At 72.6% G+C, this 17,321-nt stretch carries 17 protein-coding genes and 7 tRNA genes; 13 read left to right on the forward strand and 11 right to left on the reverse strand.

Annotated elements, in window-relative coordinates; all coding sequences use genetic code 11:
* Nucleotides 1-234 precede the first annotated feature (234 nt).
* Nucleotides 235-504, forward strand: a complete 270-nt coding sequence (locus AB0399_RS02690) for a hypothetical protein (RefSeq protein WP_329371510.1) — start codon at nt 235-237, stop codon at nt 502-504.
* Nucleotides 505-1,097: 593 nt separating this feature from the next.
* Here the strand turns inward: AB0399_RS02690 and AB0399_RS02695 are convergent.
* The 5 genes from AB0399_RS02695 to AB0399_RS02715 all read right to left on the reverse strand — a co-directional run bounded on the left by AB0399_RS02695 (nt 1,098) and on the right by AB0399_RS02715 (nt 1,597).
* Nucleotides 1,098-1,169 (reverse strand) — tRNA-Val (locus AB0399_RS02695).
* Nucleotides 1,170-1,230: 61 nt separating this feature from the next.
* Nucleotides 1,231-1,302: transfer RNA gene (locus tag AB0399_RS02700), tRNA-Val, on the reverse strand.
* A 43-nt stretch (nt 1,303-1,345) separates the two neighbouring features.
* A tRNA-Val gene (locus AB0399_RS02705) sits at nt 1,346-1,417 on the reverse strand.
* A gap of 1 nt (nt 1,418) precedes the next feature.
* Nucleotides 1,419-1,492: transfer RNA gene (locus tag AB0399_RS02710), tRNA-Cys, on the reverse strand.
* A 32-nt stretch (nt 1,493-1,524) separates the two neighbouring features.
* Nucleotides 1,525-1,597, reverse strand: a tRNA-Gly gene (locus AB0399_RS02715).
* A gap of 224 nt (nt 1,598-1,821) precedes the next feature.
* Here AB0399_RS02715 and AB0399_RS02720 point away from each other — a divergent pair.
* The 3 genes from AB0399_RS02720 to AB0399_RS02730 are packed head-to-tail and all read left to right on the forward strand — an operon-like array spanning nt 1,822 to nt 4,699.
* Entirely contained in the window at nt 1,822-3,033 is a 1,212-nt protein-coding gene (locus AB0399_RS02720) for a chorismate-binding protein (RefSeq protein ID WP_366410016.1), read from the forward strand.
* Nucleotides 3,030-3,851, forward strand: a complete 822-nt coding sequence (locus AB0399_RS02725) for an aminodeoxychorismate lyase (RefSeq protein ID WP_329371514.1) — start codon at nt 3,030-3,032, stop codon at nt 3,849-3,851. Before AB0399_RS02720 ends, AB0399_RS02725 begins: the two co-directional genes overlap by 4 nt.
* 11 nt (nt 3,852-3,862) lie before the next feature.
* Nucleotides 3,863-4,699 (forward strand): GNAT family N-acetyltransferase, encoded by an 837-nt coding sequence (locus tag AB0399_RS02730; protein WP_366410017.1) that lies wholly within the window; start codon nt 3,863-3,865, stop codon nt 4,697-4,699.
* Nucleotides 4,700-4,887: 188 nt separating this feature from the next.
* Here the strand turns inward: AB0399_RS02730 and AB0399_RS02735 are convergent, their stop codons facing one another.
* A complete protein-coding gene (locus AB0399_RS02735) occupies nt 4,888-5,388 on the reverse strand; it encodes a DsbA family protein (RefSeq protein ID WP_329371520.1) in 501 nt (166 codons plus the stop codon).
* A 223-nt stretch (nt 5,389-5,611) separates the two neighbouring features.
* On the opposite strand from AB0399_RS02735, the gene AB0399_RS02740 reads away from it, so the two are divergent.
* Both AB0399_RS02740 and AB0399_RS02745 read left to right on the forward strand, forming a co-directional pair.
* Nucleotides 5,612-6,091 (forward strand): hypothetical protein, encoded by a 480-nt coding sequence (locus AB0399_RS02740; RefSeq protein ID WP_366410018.1) that lies wholly within the window; start codon nt 5,612-5,614, stop codon nt 6,089-6,091.
* A gap of 409 nt (nt 6,092-6,500) precedes the next feature.
* A complete protein-coding gene (locus AB0399_RS02745; protein WP_366410019.1) occupies nt 6,501-6,731 on the forward strand; it encodes a hypothetical protein in 231 nt (76 codons plus the stop codon).
* Nucleotides 6,732-6,841: 110 nt separating this feature from the next.
* Here the strand turns inward: AB0399_RS02745 and AB0399_RS02750 are convergent, their stop codons facing one another.
* Nucleotides 6,842-7,522: a CGNR zinc finger domain-containing protein gene (locus AB0399_RS02750; RefSeq protein WP_366410020.1), complete on the reverse strand. Its 681-nt coding sequence runs from the start codon at nt 7,520-7,522 to the stop codon at nt 6,842-6,844.
* 195 nt (nt 7,523-7,717) lie between these two features.
* Entirely contained in the window at nt 7,718-8,131 is a 414-nt protein-coding gene (locus AB0399_RS02755) for an SsgA family sporulation/cell division regulator (protein WP_003959770.1), read from the reverse strand.
* Between the two features lie 323 nt (nt 8,132-8,454).
* Here AB0399_RS02755 and AB0399_RS02760 point away from each other — a divergent pair.
* The 6 genes from AB0399_RS02760 to AB0399_RS02785 all read left to right on the forward strand — a co-directional run bounded on the left by AB0399_RS02760 (nt 8,455) and on the right by AB0399_RS02785 (nt 11,993).
* Nucleotides 8,455-8,526 (forward strand) — tRNA-Val (locus AB0399_RS02760).
* Between the two features lie 197 nt (nt 8,527-8,723).
* On the forward strand, nt 8,724-9,185 hold the full coding sequence (locus AB0399_RS02765) for an SRPBCC family protein (protein WP_366410021.1): 462 nt from the start codon (nt 8,724-8,726) through the stop codon (nt 9,183-9,185).
* A gap of 37 nt (nt 9,186-9,222) precedes the next feature.
* A tRNA-Val gene (locus AB0399_RS02770) sits at nt 9,223-9,297 on the forward strand.
* A gap of 177 nt (nt 9,298-9,474) precedes the next feature.
* Nucleotides 9,475-9,966 carry a hypothetical protein gene (locus tag AB0399_RS02775; RefSeq protein ID WP_366410022.1) on the forward strand — a complete coding sequence of 164 codons (492 nt, stop codon included), beginning with the start codon at nt 9,475-9,477 and terminating at the stop codon, nt 9,964-9,966.
* A 534-nt stretch (nt 9,967-10,500) separates the two neighbouring features.
* Entirely contained in the window at nt 10,501-11,184 is a 684-nt protein-coding gene (locus tag AB0399_RS02780) for a radical SAM/SPASM domain-containing protein (RefSeq protein ID WP_366410023.1), read from the forward strand.
* 8 nt (nt 11,185-11,192) lie between these two features.
* Nucleotides 11,193-11,993, forward strand: coding sequence for a hypothetical protein (locus tag AB0399_RS02785; protein ID WP_366410024.1), 801 nt, complete (start codon nt 11,193-11,195; stop codon nt 11,991-11,993).
* Between the two features lie 108 nt (nt 11,994-12,101).
* Here AB0399_RS02785 and AB0399_RS02790 read toward each other — a convergent pair whose 3' ends face one another.
* Nucleotides 12,102-12,731, reverse strand: coding sequence for a TetR/AcrR family transcriptional regulator (locus AB0399_RS02790; protein WP_329371536.1), 630 nt, complete (start codon nt 12,729-12,731; stop codon nt 12,102-12,104).
* Nucleotides 12,732-12,885: 154 nt separating this feature from the next.
* Here AB0399_RS02790 and AB0399_RS02795 point away from each other — a divergent pair, with 154 nt between their 5' ends.
* Nucleotides 12,886-14,067 (forward strand): NAD(P)/FAD-dependent oxidoreductase, encoded by a 1,182-nt coding sequence (locus tag AB0399_RS02795; protein WP_366410025.1) that lies wholly within the window; start codon nt 12,886-12,888, stop codon nt 14,065-14,067.
* Between the two features lie 30 nt (nt 14,068-14,097).
* On the opposite strand, the gene AB0399_RS02800 is transcribed toward AB0399_RS02795, so the two are convergent.
* Together AB0399_RS02800 and AB0399_RS02805 are read right to left on the reverse strand one after the other, a co-directional pair.
* A complete protein-coding gene (locus tag AB0399_RS02800) occupies nt 14,098-15,378 on the reverse strand; it encodes a bifunctional GNAT family N-acetyltransferase/ATP-binding protein (protein ID WP_366410026.1) in 1,281 nt (426 codons plus the stop codon).
* A gap of 590 nt (nt 15,379-15,968) precedes the next feature.
* Nucleotides 15,969-17,138 carry an MFS transporter gene (locus tag AB0399_RS02805; protein WP_366410027.1) on the reverse strand — a complete coding sequence of 390 codons (1,170 nt, stop codon included), beginning with the start codon at nt 17,136-17,138 and terminating at the stop codon, nt 15,969-15,971.
* Nucleotides 17,139-17,321: the final 183 nt, after the last annotated feature.

The raw sequence follows: 17,321 nt of genomic DNA on the forward strand, positions 1-17,321 counted from the left end.
GGCCCCACTCCGCGTCGCTGGCCGGTCGGCCGCCCACAGCTTACGTACTCAAGTCCCGCCGCGCGTTGATGCCTCGCAGGCGACGGGCCGTGAATTGTCAGTGCCTGGTGGCATTCTGAGGGGACGGGAGATGACGCGGGACGCGGACGCCGGCCGGGAGAGGCGGTCGGGCGGCAGGTCGCGGCACTCCCGGGGAAGTCGCCAACGGGCAGTCCACCAAGGGGGAGTGACGCCGTGAAAGGTGATCGTGTGGAGATAGTCGTCGACGCGGGTGACACCACCCGCACCTATGAGGTGACCGCGACCCGCGCAGGCCGCAGGGTCGAGACCGCGGTGCGGCGCGGGGTCGTGGAGGTGAGCGAGGTCACCCGCAGTGGCACCGCGGTGCGCACCGCCCGTTTCATGGCCACGCGCGTGCTCGCGCTCGTCGAGCACCCCGTGCCCCGCGAGGACCCGGTCCCCGGGCCCGCCGCGCCCGTGCCCGCCCGGCCACCCGCGCCCTGATCAGCCACGGACGGCCTCCGGGACACCCCTGAGGCGGCCATGGCCGACGTCCACCCTGGGGAGTATGCGACGGATGGGACGTCATCCTCCGGGAGGCCGGAAAGGGGTCCGGAGGCATGACGACCCGGGCGGCCGCGGCCCATAGATTTGAGGTCAAGCGGCGGGCGACGTACTCGTCCCCCGAGGTCAAGCGTCCGCCGCCCAGACGTGAACAACACGGATTCGATCACCGCCGCACCCTGCGGCGGGGTCGCGCAGACGTCGTCCGTGATCGGCCTGTTGAGGCGTCACACCACGCTTCAGGCCCGGAAGAGCGGTCCGGGTCGGGGATCACCGGTCTCAACCCCGTGGGGACGGGGGTAGGGCGGACGGCAGCGGTTGCCCGGGTATCAGCCGATACCCGGGCACAGCGCTGTTTCCGGGCCGCGCCAACCCATGGACGTGTCGGTTCGCAGACGCGCCCGCCCACCACCGCGCCCGCCCACGGCCGTATCGGCCCACGACCGCATCAGCTCACGGCCGTATCGGCCCACGGCTACTTCGGCCCATGCGAAAGGGCCGGAGACACTTTCGTCTCCGGCCCTCGCCGAGTGTGGACGATACTGGGATTGAACCAGTGACCTCTTCCGTGTCAGGGAAGCGCTCTCCCGCTGAGCTAATCGTCCGGGATGGTGCCGCGCAAGATACTGCGGTGGTGCCGGTGATTCAGGTGATACCGATGGCGCGTGCGCGATACTGGGATTGAACCAGTGACCTCTTCCGTGTCAGGGAAGCGCTCTCCCGCTGAGCTAATCGCGCGGGGGTCCGGCAAGGTGCAGCAAAGGCCCCGGTCGGGGGCCAGTGGACGATACTGGGATTGAACCAGTGACCTCTTCCGTGTCAGGGAAGCGCTCTCCCGCTGAGCTAATCGTCCTTGGAGGTGGAGACGGGATTTGAACCCGTGTAGACGGCTTTGCAGGCCGTTGCCTCGCCTCTCGGCCACTCCACCAACAGCAGGGGTTCGGGTGATCCCCCACATCGAGCGGACGACGAGATTCGAACTCGCGACCCTCACCTTGGCAAGGTGATGCTCTACCAACTGAGCCACGTCCGCAGGTGCCGCCACCGTAGACTGCTCGGCGACGAGTTGAACTCTAGCGGATTCCCGGTCCAGCTCAAAAACCGGTTTCCGCAGCGTGCCGGGCCAATGACAAGCTGTTGACGGCGAAGCGGCCCGCTCCGGCCGGCCGACGACCCCTTCGGCACCTCGCCCGGCACCCCGCTCACCTGCGCGGTCCGGTCCGCCTCCGGTACTCCGCCCGACCCCCAGGAATCCCCGTGCGCGACCCCTCCGCCCTGCCCCCGATAGCCCGGTTCGGCTCGCTCGTCGCCTCCGACCTCCGCGATGTCACCGACGACGTGGCCGCGCTGGACTCCGCGGGTTTCTGGGCGGTCGCGGCCGACTTCGACGGCCGTACGGTCTGCGCCCGGTTCGGCGACGTACGTCAGCAGCCGCGGCCCGCGCCACCGCCCGGCGCCACCCCGGCCACCGTCGCCGCGGACGTCGGCTGGCGCGGCCCCGACCCGCGCGCCTGGACCTCCTCGATGGACCAGGCGGCATACGAGGACGGCGTCCGCGAGATCCGGGCCAGGATCGCGACCGGCGAGGTCTACCAGGTCAACCTCTGCCGGGTGCTGACCGCGCCCTTGCCCACCGGCCCCGGCACCCGCTCCGGCCCGGGCGCCCCTCCCGACGCTGACGCCGACATCGACGCGCTCGGCGCCGTCCTCGCACACGGCAACCCCGCCCCGTACGCCGGCACGATCCGGCTGCCCGCGCACGGCGTCGAGATCGCGACCGCGTCCCCCGAACTGTTCCTGCGCCGCCGCGGCTCCACCGTCGAGTCCGGCCCGATCAAGGGCACCGCCCGCACCGCCGCGGACTTCCTCACCAAGGACCACGCGGAGAACGTGATGATCGTCGACCTGGTCCGCAACGACCTCGGCCGGATCTGCGCCACCGGCACGGTCACCGTGCCGGCCCTGTGCGCGGTCGAGCCGCACCCCGGCCTGGTGCACCTGGTCTCCACCGTCCGGGGCGAGCTGCGCCCCGACGCCGGCTGGCCGCAGCTGTTCGCCGCCGTGTTCCCGCCCGGTTCGGTCACCGGCGCCCCCAAGTCCAGCGCGCTGCGGGTCATCTCCGAGCTGGAGACCGCCCCGCGCGGCCCGTACTGCGGCGCGATCGGCTGGGTCGACGCCGACCGGCGCACGGCCGAACTCGCCGTCGGTATCCGCACGTTCTGGATCGACCGGAGCCCGCCGGGCGGCCCCGTGCTGCGCTTCGGCGCCGGCGCCGGGATCACCTGGGGCTCCGACCCGCACGGCGAGTGGGAAGAGACCGCATTGAAGGCCGCACGGCTGCTGGCGGTAGCGTCGGAAGAGTACCCCGGTGAGCGCGAGGCCCCGGCGGAGCGCGAAGGGTACGCAGGGAACGAACAGGCGGCCCCGGGTTCGGGCGCCGCGCGCGGCGGTGAAAGGACAGTACGGTGAGGATCTGGGTGGACGGCGGGCTGCGCGACGCGGCCGACGCCACGGTGTCCGTGCTCGACCACGGCCTGACGGTCGGCGACGGCGTCTTCGAGACCCTCAAGGCCGAGCACGGCCGGGCCTTCGCGACCACCCGCCACCTGGACCGGCTGGCCCGCTCCGCGAGCGGCCTCGGCCTGCCCGAGCCCGACCTCGACGAGGTGGCCCGCGCCTGCGAGGCGGTGCTCGCCGCCAACCCGATGCCGCTGGGCCGGCTGCGCGTCACCTACACCGGCGGCCCCTCCCCGCTCGGCTCCGACCGCGGCGACGCGGGCGCCACCCTCGTGGTCGCCCTCGGCACCGCGAGCCCCCGCCCCGACACCACCGCCACGGTCACCGTGCCCTGGACCCGTAACGAGAAGGGCGCGCTGACCGGACTGAAGACCACCTCCTACGGGGAGAACGTGGTCGCGCTGGCCCGCGCGCACGCCGCCGGCGCCTCCGAGGCGCTGTTCGCCAACACCCAGGGGCAGTTGTGCGAGGGCACCGGCTCCAACGTGTTCGTGGTGATCGGCGGCCGGCTGCTCACCCCGCCGCTGGAGTCGGGCTGCCTGGCCGGCATCACCCGCGCGCTCGTCGCGGACTGGGCCGGCGCCGAGGAGGCCGAACTGCCGCTCGGCGCCCTCGCGGAGGCCGACGAGGTGTTCCTGACCTCCACCCTGCGCGACGTCCAGGCGGTGCACCGCGTCGACGACCGTACGCTCTCCGGCGCTCCCGGGCCGGTCACCGCCAAGGCCATGCGGGTCTTCGCCGAGCGCGCCGCCGCCGACCCCAACCCGTAGGAGCGCCCGCTGTGACCACCACCCTGCGCCCGACCCGGCCGGTGCGTACCGAGGACGACGGCACCCGCTCCGCCACCTACGCCGTGTGCGTCAACAGCCGCCCCGTCGGCGCCATCGCGATCGGCACCGACCGGCGCTACGGACCGACCGTCGGCCGGATCAACGCGCTGACGATCGACGAGCCCGACCGGCACCGCGGCCGCGGCACCGTGGCCGCGCTCGCCGCCGAGGAGGTGCTGCGGCAGTGGGGCTGCACCCGGGTGGAGACCACGGCCGGCGCCGGCATGCCCTACGCCCTGCGGATGGCCGCGTCCCTCGGCTACACCGAGCGCAACCGCGGCATGCTGCTCGCCCTGCCGGAACCGCCGCCCGGCGGCCACCACGCGCTGCCGCCCGGCACCGCCCTGCGCCCGATGCGCGAGGACGAGTACGGCGCCTGGCGCGGGGACGAACGCGACGGCTACATCGCCGCCCTCACCGCCTCGGGCGTCCCGCGCGAGCAGGCAGCGACGGAGGAGGCCGCCGGCTTCGACCGCGCCTTCCCCGACGGCCTGGCCACCCCCGGCAGCACGGTCCTCGTCCTCGAACTGGACGGCGCCCCCGCCGGCCACCTCGCCTGGATACGGCTGGCCGACCCGTCGTGGGTGGCCTCCGTCGAGGTCGCCCGGGAGCACCGCGGCCGCGGCTACGGCCGCGCCCTCATGCACGTGGCGGAGGACCTCACCCGCGACGCCGGCGCCACCTCGCTCGGGCTGAACGTCTTCGCCGCGAACACCACCGCGGTCGGCCTCTACACGTCCCTCGGCTACCTCCCGACCGACCACCACTTCAGCAAGCCCCTGCTCTGAGGGCACGAAAGCCGGCGGCGGCGAACGGCCGCCGCGAGTCTTGCCGTATACGACCGGCGTACCCGAGCGTCGTATACGAGGGGCGGATACGAAAACGGGCCCGCCACCGGGGAGTCGGTGTGGCGGGCCGAGGTGCCGGCGCGGCGGCGCACGGTGCCGGGCAGGGCCGGGCCACCGGTCAGGTCAGGTCAGGCCAGCAGGCGGTCCGCGGTCTCCTCGATCCGCTCGCGCAGCCCCTCCTGGGTCTTGGAACCGTCGAGCAGTTCGTCGCCGATCACGTACGTCGGTGTGCCGGTCACCCCGATCGCCTTGCCCTCGGCGACGTCGGCGTCCACCACCAGCAGATGCCGGCCGTCGATGAGCGCGGTGTCCACCTCGTCGGCGTCCAGGCCGAGTTCGGCCGCCGTCTCGACCAGCACCGGCTCGCCGCGGTCGGCCAGTTCCGCCGTCCGCGCGAGCACCGCCTCGGCGTACGCCTGGCCCTTCCCCTGCGCGTGCGCCTCCTCGTACGCCTGCGCCGCCGCCTGCGCGTGCTGGTGCTTGGCCAGCGGGAAGTGCCGGAACCGGATGTCGAGCGCGGCGCCGTACCGCTCGCGCAGCGCCCGCAGGTCGGCCATGGCGGTGTGGCAGTCCGGGCACTGCAGCTCGCACCAGACGTCGAGCACAACAGGGGTGGAGGTGTCGGTCATACCGCCAGTCTCCCACCGCTCCGGAGGGCCGCGCGCCGGGCGCCGCCTCCCCCTCACGACCTACCGCTCACGGAGGAGGCCACCCCGATTTGCCCCCCAGATTCCACGGAACCCGGCGCCTCGTCGTGGCCGCCGGGGGCCCGGGCGAGGCAGGATGGGGGAGACCACTCTCGCGGGGCCCGGCCGGACCCCCGGGCCGACCCGCAGCCGCAGGAGCCGCCGGATGCTGACCGACACGCTGTGCGCCGCCCTGTCCGCGGGCGGCCTGGCCATCGCGATCGTGACCGCCTACCGCCGCAGGTTCCTGGCCGCGACCAGGATCGCCGCGGTCTCGCTGCTGCCGGTCGGCCTGGCGCTGGCCGGTCTGGTCACCCTCGGCCGCAAGGTCGGCACCGCCACCGGCGACTGGGCCGTCGACCTGGTCTTCAAGCCGACGGTGTGGCTCGGCTTCGGCGTCATCGCCTGCTCCGCGGCGCTCTTCGGCATCACACGGCTGGTCTCCGGCCGCCGCCGGCGGCGCGGCGGTGGCGCCGACTCCGCCGGCGCCCCGACCGGGCCCGCGGCCGTGGCCGGCGCCCCCGGGCCCGCGGCCGAGCCGGCCCCGGCGCTCAGCGCGAGCAAGCGGCGCTCGCGCGCCTCGGCGGACAGCGGTCTGTCGGACTTCGCGGACATCGAGGAGATCTTGAAGCGGCGCGGGATCTGAGCCGACCCGGGGCCCTCCGCGCAAGTCGGTCCCGGCATCCGAGACGCAGGTAAACACCCTTGTAAAGTCCGCGTGTTGGGCGGCGCGGGATGCTGCGCTGCGCGATCATCGCGGTGTGCTGCCCACCCCCGGGGACGTCATCGCCCCTCCGCGGCCGGACCGTGCCGAACTGCCCGTTTCCGCCCTCGCCGCCCTCGTCACCCTCACCGCCGTCGGCTGCGCGCGACCGCTGCTCGCCGTCAGGCCCGTCCCCGTACTTCCCGCCCCGCCGGTGCGCGCGGCGCTGCCTCCCGCGCCGCCGCGTCCGGTACTCCCGGTGCAACCGGTTGGACCGGTTGCACCCGGCCGACCTGTCCACCCCGGTTTCCCGGTGCGGCCAGGATTGCCCGGCTCGCCCGGGGTGTCAGGGGTGTCGGGCCTGTCGGGCCTGTCCGGAGCGCCGGCCCTGCCCGCCGCTCCCGCCGTCCCCGAGAAGGCGCTCACCGGGCGTGCGGCCCGGCGCGCGGCCCTGCGCCGGGGCGAGTTCGTCGAGCCGCAGGGGTGCTTGTACGCCCTGTCGCAGCCGCCGCTGATGCTGTTCCTGTGCGTGATCGGGGGGTTGCTCGGTGTGGGCGCCGGGTGGGACCTGCTCGTTCTGTAGCCGGGCGGGTCGGGTCCGGGTCGAGTCGGGGCCGGGCCGGGGCCGAGCGGGGCCGGGGCGAGTCGGGGTCGGGCCGGGCCGCGGGCGGGGGTCGGGCGCCCGGCCGCGGGTCAGGTCCCCGCGCCGTCCGAGCCGACGGGCCGTGCCGTCCCCGCGTGCTCGGCGATGGGCCCGGCGGATTGCCCGGCGCGCTCCGTCCGCGGCCCGTGGCCGCCGTCCGGGCCCGCGTCCCCGGTTTCCTCCGCCTCGCGCCTGCGGGCCCGGTACGCGGCGACGTGCAGCCGGTTCCCGCAGGTGCGGCTGTCGCAGTAGCGGCGGGAGCGGTTGCGGGACAGGTCCACGAAGGCGCGGCGGCAGGCCGGTGCGTCGCAGCGGCGCAGCCGCTCCCGCTCGCCGGCCAGCACCAGGAAGGCGATCGCCATCCCGCAGTCCGCGGCGACGTGGGTGGCCAGGGAGGCACCCGGCGAGAAGTAGTGCATATGCCAGTCGTAGCCGTCGTGGTCGGTGAGCCGGGGGGTGGTGCCCGCCTCGGCGATCATCTCGTTGAGCACGGCGACGGCGCTGGGGTCGTCGGGGGCGGCGAACACCTGGGTGAACCGGGCACGGACCGCGTGGACGGCCCCGATGTCCTCGTGGTCGAGGCGGGCGACGTCGCTGACCTTGTGCCGCTCGACGAAGGCCCGCAGGCGGGCGACATCGCCCAGGCCCTCACGGCCCTCGATCTGCGGCGCGGAGTTGACCAGGTCCACCACGCAGTCGAGCGCGCACCTGGTGTCGTGGTTGATGAGCACGGGATTCGCTCCTGCCGGCGTGTCTGGCGGCTGAGTCCCGGTGACTCTAGCGCGGGAGCCGCCGCCGTGGGGGTCTGCTCCCACGGCGGCGGCTCCGTTGCCTGCGGCGTCGGACCGCTGGTGGTGGTCCGACGCGGCCGGTGGTCCGGGCGTCCCCCCGAGTAGGACGGCCGCGGACGGTATGGGATACGGGGATCAGCTCTCCGCGAGGATGTGCGAGAGCTCCGTATCCAGATCGAAATGGCGGTGCTCGGTGCCCGGTGGGACCGCGGCGTCCGTCCGCTTCAGGAAGGACTCCAGGGCCCGCGCCGGGGCTTCGAGCAGGGCTTCGCCCTCGGGGGAGCTGAGGGCGATGCACACGACGCCCTGACCGTGGCTGCGGGACGGCCAGACTCGGACGTCGCCGGTGCCGGTGGGGCGGTGCAGCCCCTCGGCGAGCAGGTCGCGGGCGAACACCCATTCGACCGTCTCTTCGGCTCCGGTGTGGAAGGTGGCGTGCACGGCATACGGATCGGCCGTGTCGTACCGCAAGCCCGCGGGTACAGGCAGTGAGGATTCGCTCGACACAACGAGGCGCAGGTGCAGCTCGCAGCTGACCGTGGTGTTCATAAGCGCCAGGGCCTTTCGCTCAGTGTGCGCTCGGGGATTCGCACGTCGGCGAAATCGACATGCCACCTGCGGCGACGTTGTAAACCCCTCTGAGGTGTTTGTGAGGCTTCTGGTACCTCGTCCGGCTTAGCGGGAAGACCCGGACGGAGCCGTTTCAGGACGGTTTGGCCAGTCGATCGAAGTGGCGCGGTCGCTGCGGAGAGTGACGGTCGTGGGAGTGCGCTGTCGGATGCGCCGTTCCGGGGGGTGGCGCTCGCGCGGCGCGCGGCTCCCGGGGTGGTCCGAAGCGGTCCGCCGGGTGCGGTAATGTTGTGCACGCGCCGGGGCGATTAGCTCAGCGGGAGAGCACTTCGTTCACACCGAAGGGGTCACTGGTTCGATCCCAGTATCGCCCACCCGGAAAAGGGTCCCGGGCCGTCCGTGAGACGGTCCGGGGCCTTTTGCGTTGGGCGCCCTTCGCGGCGTGCGACGCCTTTCGCAGGGCGCGGTGCTGTTCGCGACGTGCGGTGCGTTTCGGGTGCGGCGCCTTTCGCATACGGTGCCCGGCTCCCGGGGTGCCGCGTTCCCCCAACTCCGGGCGCACACTGGTGCCATGGACTGGAGCCACTACCGATTCCGTAGCTCCTGGCGGCTCGACGCGGGGCCCGACGCCGTCTACCGCGTGCTGGAACGCCCCGACCAGTACCCCGACTGGTGGCCCCAGGTCCGCGAGGTCCGGCAGACCGGCGACACCAGCGGCGTGCTGCGCTTCCGCTCCGCCCTGCCGTACGACCTCGTCGTCACCGCCCGCTCCATCCGCCACGACCCCGGGGCCCGCGTGCTCGAAGTCGCCATGACCGGGGACCTCGACGGCTGGGTGCGCTGGACCGTACGACCCGATCCCGGCGGTGCCACCCGGCTCCTCTTCGAGCAGGACGTCACGGTTCGCAAGCGCCTGATGCGGCTGCTCGCCGTGCCCTGCCGCCCGCTCTTCCGCGCCAACCACGCCGCCATGATGCGGTCCTGCCGCCGCGGCCTGCGCGCTCGCCTCTCCGCCGCCCGGCTTCCCGTTTGAACCCGCCCCGGGCCGCCCTGTATTGTTCACGTCGTCGGGGCGATTAGCTCAGCGGGAGAGCACTTCGTTCACACCGAAGGGGTCACTGGTTCGATCCCAGTATCGCCCACCAGACATGTATGACACCTCAGGGGCCGTCCGTCAGGGCGGCCCTTTCGGTTGCCCGCCGAACGCCTACCGGCCCCTGCCGGCGCCTGTTCGCACGTCCCGTCGACGGGGCCGCCGCGGACCTGGCGCGGCGCGCGAGGCAAGCGCGGCACGGAAGTTGCGGCCTGGCATCATCGTGCGGGTGAGCCGGACGAACGAGCCCCTGGACATCCCGAAGGACCGCTGGGTCTTCGGGTTGGAGGAGATCCCCGCTTTCGACAGGGGCGCCGACGAGGAGTTCCAGCGTGTCGCCTCCGCCTTCGGCACCACCGTCATCAGTGCGCCCGAAGGCACGCCTCAGGCACTGCGCTGGGCGGCGGAGGAGTTCGTCTCCCAGTGCGGGCCGGACTGGGCGGTCTCGTCGGTCCTCTTGCAGTGGCTCAGGATCGAAGCCGGCGACGAACTCCGGCTCGGGGTGGAAAGCTGCCTGCTGGAGCGGGTCTCCGACGATCGGGTCCGCCTGCACGCCCACTACAACCAGTGGGAGGAACTGGACGTCCCCATAGCGGACGTTCGGCGCATGCTCATCGACATGATGGACTTCCTCACGAAGGAGGCCCGTCACCCGCTGCCGAGCTGGCGCATCCTGCGCCTCGGGGAACGCGACCGGACGCAGCGGCGCACCGCCGAGTAGCCGTCCACCCACCGGCCCGTGACCTGGCCGACGGGGTCCACGTGGAGTTCCACCCTGCTCACAGTGCCGACGACTACGACGCTGCCGCCCACCGGGTGTTCCAAAGCGCACTGGACGCAGACATGGCGACCATGCTGCCCCATGGCGAGATCCCCCGGCTTGCCGTCGACATGCCGCCGCACCCGATACCCGGTGACGACCCCGGCCGGTGACGACCCCGGCCGGGAAGGCATTCGTATCAAGCTTCTGTCCACATTACGTGTTCGGTGACGAACGCAGCGTGGTGCGGATGCCTCCGCATGGGCGATGATATGGCCACGAAACATGCATAACCGACAAGGGAGCGCACCGTGAACAGCATTGACGAGTTACCGAGCCGGCCGCGCCCCCCGCGGCTTCTGTGGCTCGACCTGACCAGGCGCTGCCAACTCGCCTGCATCCACTGCTACAACGAGTCGGGGCCTCAGGGCGGCCATGGGACGATGAGTCGCGAGGGCTGGCTTCGTGTGCTCGACCAGGCGGCCGACTACGGGGGTGCGGAACGTCCAGTTCATCGGCGGTGAGCCGACCATGCACCCCCACTTCGCCGAGTTGGTGGACCAGGCCCTGAACATCGGCCTGCATGTCGAGGTGTACAGCAACCTCGTTCATGTTTCCCGGCGGTGCTGGGAGTTGTTCCAGCGCCAGGGCCTGACGCTCGCTACGTCGTACTACTCCGACCGAGCAACGGAGCATGACACGGTGACACGTCGCCCGTCGCACCGTCGCACCCGGGCCAACATCAGCCAGGCCGTCGGCCTTGGCATCTCCGTACGGGTCGGGATCGTCACGACTGAGGGCGACCGCGAGACCGACGCCGCGCGGCGCGACCTGGCCGGCTTGGGCGTGACGAGGATCAGCGTTGATCGCGTGCGTCCCTTCGGTCGGGGCGGCGAAGGAGAGGGCCAGGAAGAGGAGTTGTCGCACCTCTGCGGAGGATGCGGTGACGGTACGGCGGCCGTGGGCCCTGACGGCACTGTCTCGCCGTGTGTGTTCTCGGGGCACCTCGGTGTCGGCAACGTCGAGAAGACCGACCTCGCCGATATTCTCCGTGGGAGTGCCATGGCGGAGATCAGCGCGAAGATCCGGGCGGTCACGGTCGGTGGCGATCCGTGCGATCCCACGGAGACCGAGTGCACCCCGGGATTTCCGGGAAGTGAGTGCACCCCGAGGACCTGAAGGATGACGTGAACGACAGCCTTCCCGGAGCGGGTTTCTGGGCACTGCTCAACCCGCATACAGGGGACCTGGGCGACGTACGCCGAACGGCCCGGGGGTTCAGTTCGGACCTGACGGCCATTGTCGAGTGCGAAAAGGGGCCCTTCTTCGTCAAGGCCATGCGCAACCGCCCCGGCGGTCGCCGAGACTCCCTCATCCGGGAGGCGCTGGTCAATCCCTTCGTCGTCCCTCTCGCGCCTGCTCTGAAGTGGCAAGCGGAGAACGACGAATGGATCGTCCTTGGATTCGAGGCGGTCGAGGCCCGGGGGGCGAAGTTCGATGTGGACTCGCCTGACCTCCGCGCGGTCGTCGGACTGCTGGGGCGGATCGGCGAACTCCCCCTGCCCGGGGTCGCCGAGGGATGGGCGGAGACGCGATGGAATCGCTTCGCCGATGACGCGGCGGATGCGGCCCTCTTCGAGGGTGGGGCCTTGCTCTACACCGACATCAATCCGAGCAACTTCATGATCGGGGAGGGGCGGACATGGGCCGTTGACTGGTCGTGGCCCACGCGGGGCGCGGCCTTCATCGACCCCGCTTGCCTGGTGGTTCAACTCGTCGCGGCAGGGCACTCTCCGGAGGACGCGGAGGCATGGGCCGACCGGTGCCCGGCATGGGTTGACGCCGATCCGCGCGCGATCGACGCCTTCGCATCGGCGAACCTCCGTATGTACCAGAGCTTCGCGGAGCGACGGCCTGACGCCGCATGGCTCAAGGCCATGGAGACCACGGCCCGGTCGTGGGCGGCTCACCGCGGGGCTCCGGTATGACGGACGGGCCGCGCGACCGGTCGACCATCCCCTTTCGCGCGTCATGGCGCCGTTCCAGGCCGACCCGACCGAGGTGTGTCGGCGTCCAGTAGGAAGCGCTGGGTTGCGTCAACTCTGGTGCGGCGAGCCGTCGTTCGGGGTGACCGTGGTGGTCCAGCCGTGGTCGAGCAGGCGGCATGCCTGGTCGACGGCGGCGGCGGGGTCGGGGTGGGAACCGGCGAACGGGATGGTCTCCAGGGTGAAGCGGGCGTAGGCGGCGCAGAGGAGGTCGTCGTGCGGGCGGCCGGCCTGGTCGGCGAGCGCGCGGGCCAGCGCGTGTTCGTGGCGCAGCCACATCGCACGGGAGTACTCGCGCAGGGCCGGGGTCTGCTGGATGAGTTTCTGGAGGCGGGGGAAGCGGGGGTCCTGGGCGTGGCCGGTCACGACGAAGCCGACGAGGTAGGCGCGCAGGGCCTGGGGGAGGGTCTGGCCGGGCGGGCGGTCGGTGACCGCGCGGACCAGGGCTTCCTCGTTGCGGGCGTCCTCGTCGAAGACCAGGGCCTCTTTGCCGTGCGGGAAGTAGTTGAACAGGGTCGACACCGACACGTCGGCGCCCTCGGCGATCTCGCGGACGCTCACCTGCTCGTAGCCGCGCTCCAGGAACAGCCGCAGTGCCGTGTCGGCGATCGCCTGGCGGGTGGCGGCCTTCTTGCGCTCGCGCCGCCCGCCCGCTCCTGCCCGCTCGATCGTCTCCGCCATGCCCGCAAGAGTATCCGACCCGAGAGAAAATTGGAGTGGTTGTATATTTGGAGTCGTTGCAAATATTGTGGCGCCCGGTGGGCGCCCCACGGGTGCCCACGAGCCCGCGGCACAACGCCGCGGCTGTGATCCGGCGCCCGGCGAAAGGACCCCCATGGACCGCACGAACCCTGCGAACCCGCTCACCCCCGCGAAGCCCCTGCCGCCCGCCGGCGCCAGGATCAGCGTCATCGGCGCCGGACCCGGCGGCCTGACCTGCGCCCGTATCCTCCAGCGGCGCGGTATCCCGGTCACCGTGTACGACCGCGCGGCGGGCCCCGACGCGCACAACCAGGGCGGCACCCTCGACCTGCACGCCGACAACGGCCAGATCGCCCTGCGCGAGGCCGGCCTGCTGGACGGGTTCTTCGAGTTGGCCCGCCCCGAAGGGCAGGAGATGCGCCAACTGGATCTGACCGGCACCCTCGTGTCCCATCAACTCCCGGACGAGGGCGAGCTGTTCAAGCCGGAGATCGACCGCGGACAGCTCCGCGACCTGCTGCTCGGCTCCCTGGAGCCGGGAACCGTGCGCTGGGGCCGGTCCCTCGACCGGATCGGCGGGCCCGCCGAGGGGCCGCGGCGGCTCCACTTCGCCGACGGCACGACCGTCGAGACCGACCTGGTCATCGGCGCCGACGGCGCCTTCTCCCGGGTGCGCCCGGCCGTGTCCGCCGCCCGTCCCGGCTACACCGGGGTGAGCTTTCTGGAGGCGTGGTACGCGGATGTCGAGCGCCGCCACCCCGACATCGCCGAACTGGTCGGCCAGGGCGGTGCCCACGCGGCCGACGGCGACCGCGCCCTGTTCGCCCAGCGCAACAGCGGCGACCACATCCGCGTCTACGTCATCCGGCGGGCCCCGGTGGACTGGATCGCCCGCAGCGGCCTGACCGTCGCCGACACCGAGGCCGTCCGCGCCCTGCTCCTCGACGAGTACGCCCACTGGTCGCCCCGGATGCGCCGGCTGCTCACCGACAACGACGGTCCCTACGTGGACCGCCCGATCTTCGCCCTCCCCGTCCCGCACACCTGGGACCATCACCCGACGGTGACCCTGCTCGGCGACGCCGCCCACGTCATGCCGCCGCTCGGCGTCGGCGTCAACCTCGCGATGCTCGACGCCACCGAGCTCGCGCTGGCCCTGACGAACGAGCCCACCGTCGACGACGCCGTCCGCGCCTACGAGACGACGATGCTCCCGCGCTCCGCCGAGACCGCCAAGCTCCTCGAAGGCGGCGCCGAGCACCTCCTGTCCACCGAACTCCCCGACCTCGGCGACGGCGACGCCCCCCGGCGCTGAGTTCCCGTCGCGCCCCGGCCCGGGCTCTCCTCACAACCGGGCGTGGCGGGAGATGTCCTCCTCGAAGTCGGAGAGGGCCTGGGCGGTGAGGGTGGGGCGGGTGTCGGCGATCGCGGTGAGGTAGTCCTCGGTGCCGGCGGGCGTCCCGCGGCGGTCGGCGACCTCGCGCTCGAACGCGGCGTGCGAGCCCTTGCGAGCGGCGAACTCGATGTCCGCGGGCGTGAACATCTCACTCGCGGCCACCAGGCGGGACAACTCCACCGTCTCGGCGGCGGCCCCGAGATAGCGGCGCCAGATCGCCTCGCGGGCCAACGGGTCGGGCGGACCGACCGGGATCACGTAGTCGAACCGCCCGGGGCGCAGGAACGCCGGGTCCAGCGAACGTACGGAATTGGTGGCGCAGATCAGCAGGCGGTCGTCGTGGTCGCGGAAGCCCGGGATCAGCTTGAGCAGTTCGTTGGTGACTCCGTGCCCAGGGTCGGCGGCCAGCCCGGACCGTACGCCCGCGATCTCCTCGACCTCGTCGACGAAGAGGAGCACCGCCTCCAACTCGGCGAGGTCGGCGAAGGCGTCCCTGAGCGACGCGGCCAGGCCGCCGGTGTCGCCTGCGGCGAGCCGGGACGGGAACAACTCGACGAAAGGCCAGTCCAGACGGGAGGCGACGGCCCTGGCGAAGCTGGTCTTCCCGGTGCCGGGCGGACCGAAGAGGATCACCGCTTTCGGCGGCGTCACCTCGTAGCGCTCGGCGAGCGCGGGCTCGGTCAGCGGCAGCACGATCCGGCGCTCGATGGCAGCCTTCTCACGGTCCATGCCCGCGAGGGCGCTCCACAGTCCGGGAGGCTCCACCCGGCCGCCGAGTTCCGCCAGCAGCCCGGCGTCACCGGAGCCGAGGCGCTCGACCTTCTCGTAGAAGACCAGTCCGGTGCGGGCGCGGTACCCGGAGTTCTCCAGGGCCGCGGTGCCGGTGGTCCGCGGGTCGAGCAGCGCGCCGATCCTTCGCACCCCCTGGCCGCGCAGCCGCCGCTCCAGTTCGGCGATCAGGGCGCTGCCGATGCCGCGGTTGCGCCAGTTCGCGGCGAGGGCGACCAGCGTGATCCAGGCCCGCTCGCCCTGCGCCCGGGCCACCGCCATGCCGACGACCTCCTCGCCGACCACCGCGACCACGGCGGGCTCGCCCGACCTGGCCGCGGCCATCACCTCGGAGACCGGGAACACCGGGTGGGCGTCGTCCGCCTGCCGGTCCTGGTCCCAGATCTGGATCGCCCGGTCCAGGTCGTCGTCGTGGTAGTCGCGCAGTCGCCACGTCGGCATCGTCGCCACCTCGCCCGCGGGGAGTGGGGGAAACCGGGTGGTCCGGCCGGACGGACCCCGTGCCCGGCCCCTCCTCTCATTCTCCGTGCGGAGCAGGCCCACGGCGACCGGGCGCCGCCCCCGGGCCTGCGGGCTCGACTGGTCGCCGTCTGCGAGGGCGCCGGTTTTCGGACCGCGGAACGGGACGGTGGCGGCTTCGCCGGGTTCGGCGGACGCGCTGTTCGTACGACGCGACCCTCCGCGTAGGCGGCACAAGCGGGGCGCGCCGCACGGGCGCCGGCGTCGGCATCGTGCGAGCGGCGCGGCAACGGGGCAGGCGGACCCCGGCCGGCGCTCACCGCCGGCAACCCGAGGCCGCCTGAGGCCGCTCCCTGGTGCGGTCCGATGCGGTCCGGGGCCGGACGGCGCCGTCCGCACCTCCGAGACGACCATGCTCCGTCGCTCCACCGAGATGGCCAAGCTCCTCGAAGGCGGCGCCGAGCACCTGCGGTCCACCGAACCGCCCGACCTCGGCGCCGACCGCGACGCCAGGGAGCGAACGCTCCTGCTGGGCCGGAAACCGCCTCACCGCGGGCGCGGTAGGGCCCATTTCACCGGGCGCGAAGCTGCGCTGCGGCGTACACCGCGAGCGGTACGGCGCCGACGAGAGCGAAGACGGCGCGGTAGTCCAGGACCGTGATCAGCGCGGCGCCGAGCGCTTGGGTGAGCGGCTGGGGAGCGAAGAGCAGGAGGCTGACGGCGGCGGAGGCGCGGCCCTGCAGGTCGAGCGGGACCAGCCGTTGGGTCAGCGTGAGCGTGGCCACCAGGCACCAGGGCAGGGCGAAGCCGAGGACCAGCGAGCCGAGCAGGGCCAGCGGCAGCACGCCGGTGGCGCGCAGTCCCGACCCGACCGCGAAGTTGAGCACGCCGAGCAGGATGAGCCTGCGCTCGCCGACCCGGCGGATCAGCGGTCCGGCGAGCAGACCCCCTGCGATCGAGCCCGCCCCGAGCAGGGCGGAGAGCACACCAAGGAAGCCGGGGGAGCGGTGCAGCGCCGACACCAGGCTGTACTGCGCGGCGACGGCGACCCCGGACATGCCGATGGCCGTGGCCGACATGACGACGGCGGCGCGCAGTTCGCCGACGCGGGCGAGGTGGCGCAGGCCCGAGGACAGGTCGGTGCGCCAGTCGAAGGGCTTGTGCGCCGGCCGGGGTTGCCCGAACCGCACCCGCGCGGTCGCCGCGGCCGCGACGGCGAAGGTCGCCGCGTCGAGAGCGGCGACGGCTCCGCCACCGGCCAGCGCGAACAGCCCAGCACCGGCCAGCGGGGCGACCAGGCGCCCGGCCTCCTGCAACACCAACGACACGCCGTTCAGGCGCTGCCGGGTCTCCGCCGTGAAGATCCGGGCGAACAGCGCGCCCTCCGCGGGACCGGTCACCGCCATCGCGCAGCCGTAACCGAACATCGCGGCGTAGATCAGCCAGATGTCGTGTCGCGAGCGGACCAGCAGCATCGGGAGGACCACTGCCGCGGCTGCGAGGTTGACGCCGATCAGGAGCGGTCGCAGCCGGTGCCGATCGGCGATCGCCCCGCCCAACGGGCCCAGCAGCGCCGGCGCGTAGACGCACACCGACGCCAGCGCGGCGGCGCTGCTACTACCGGTGAGCGTCTTGATCCAGATGCCCGCGACCAGCGACATCGCGTTGTCTCCGAGGAAGGAGAGGCCGAGGCCGACGAGGTAGGCGACGGCGTTTCGCCGTTCGGTCGTGGACGCCGTCATGGATTGCCTCGTAAGGAAGCAGGAAACATGAGTCTGATTAACTCAATGCGGTAAATGGGTGTCAAGAGGCCTGCCGCGGGGGCTGCTGGGCCTGCTCGTCGACGGCTCTCCGGCGACCCTGCCGCGCGGAAGGGGAGCCAGCGGAAGGGGTGCGGAGGGTGGCTGGAAGGCGCATCGGCGCAG

This window comes from Streptomyces sp. NPDC088194 (genome assembly GCF_040702025.1).
Taxonomy (GTDB): domain Bacteria; phylum Actinomycetota; class Actinomycetes; order Streptomycetales; family Streptomycetaceae; genus Actinacidiphila.

Excerpts from the sequence above, each read along its gene's own strand:
- AB0399_RS02765 (WP_366410021.1), top strand. The coding sequence starts at position 8,724 with ATGGACTGGAGCCACTACCGATTCCGTAGCTCCTGGCGGCTCGACGCG.
- AB0399_RS02735 (WP_329371520.1), bottom strand. The coding sequence starts at position 5,388 with ATGACCGACACCTCCACCCCTGTTGTGCTCGACGTCTGGTGCGAGCTG.
- AB0399_RS02790 (WP_329371536.1), bottom strand. The coding sequence starts at position 12,731 with ATGGCGGAGACGATCGAGCGGGCAGGAGCGGGCGGGCGGCGCGAGCGC.
- AB0399_RS02795 (WP_366410025.1), top strand. The coding sequence starts at position 12,886 with ATGGACCGCACGAACCCTGCGAACCCGCTCACCCCCGCGAAGCCCCTG.
- AB0399_RS02800 (WP_366410026.1), bottom strand. The coding sequence starts at position 15,378 with ATGCCGACGTGGCGACTGCGCGACTACCACGACGACGACCTGGACCGG.
- AB0399_RS02805 (WP_366410027.1), bottom strand. The coding sequence starts at position 17,138 with ATGACGGCGTCCACGACCGAACGGCGAAACGCCGTCGCCTACCTCGTC.
- AB0399_RS02740 (WP_366410018.1), top strand. The coding sequence starts at position 5,612 with ATGCTGACCGACACGCTGTGCGCCGCCCTGTCCGCGGGCGGCCTGGCC.
- AB0399_RS02755 (WP_003959770.1), bottom strand. The coding sequence starts at position 8,131 with ATGAACACCACGGTCAGCTGCGAGCTGCACCTGCGCCTCGTTGTGTCG.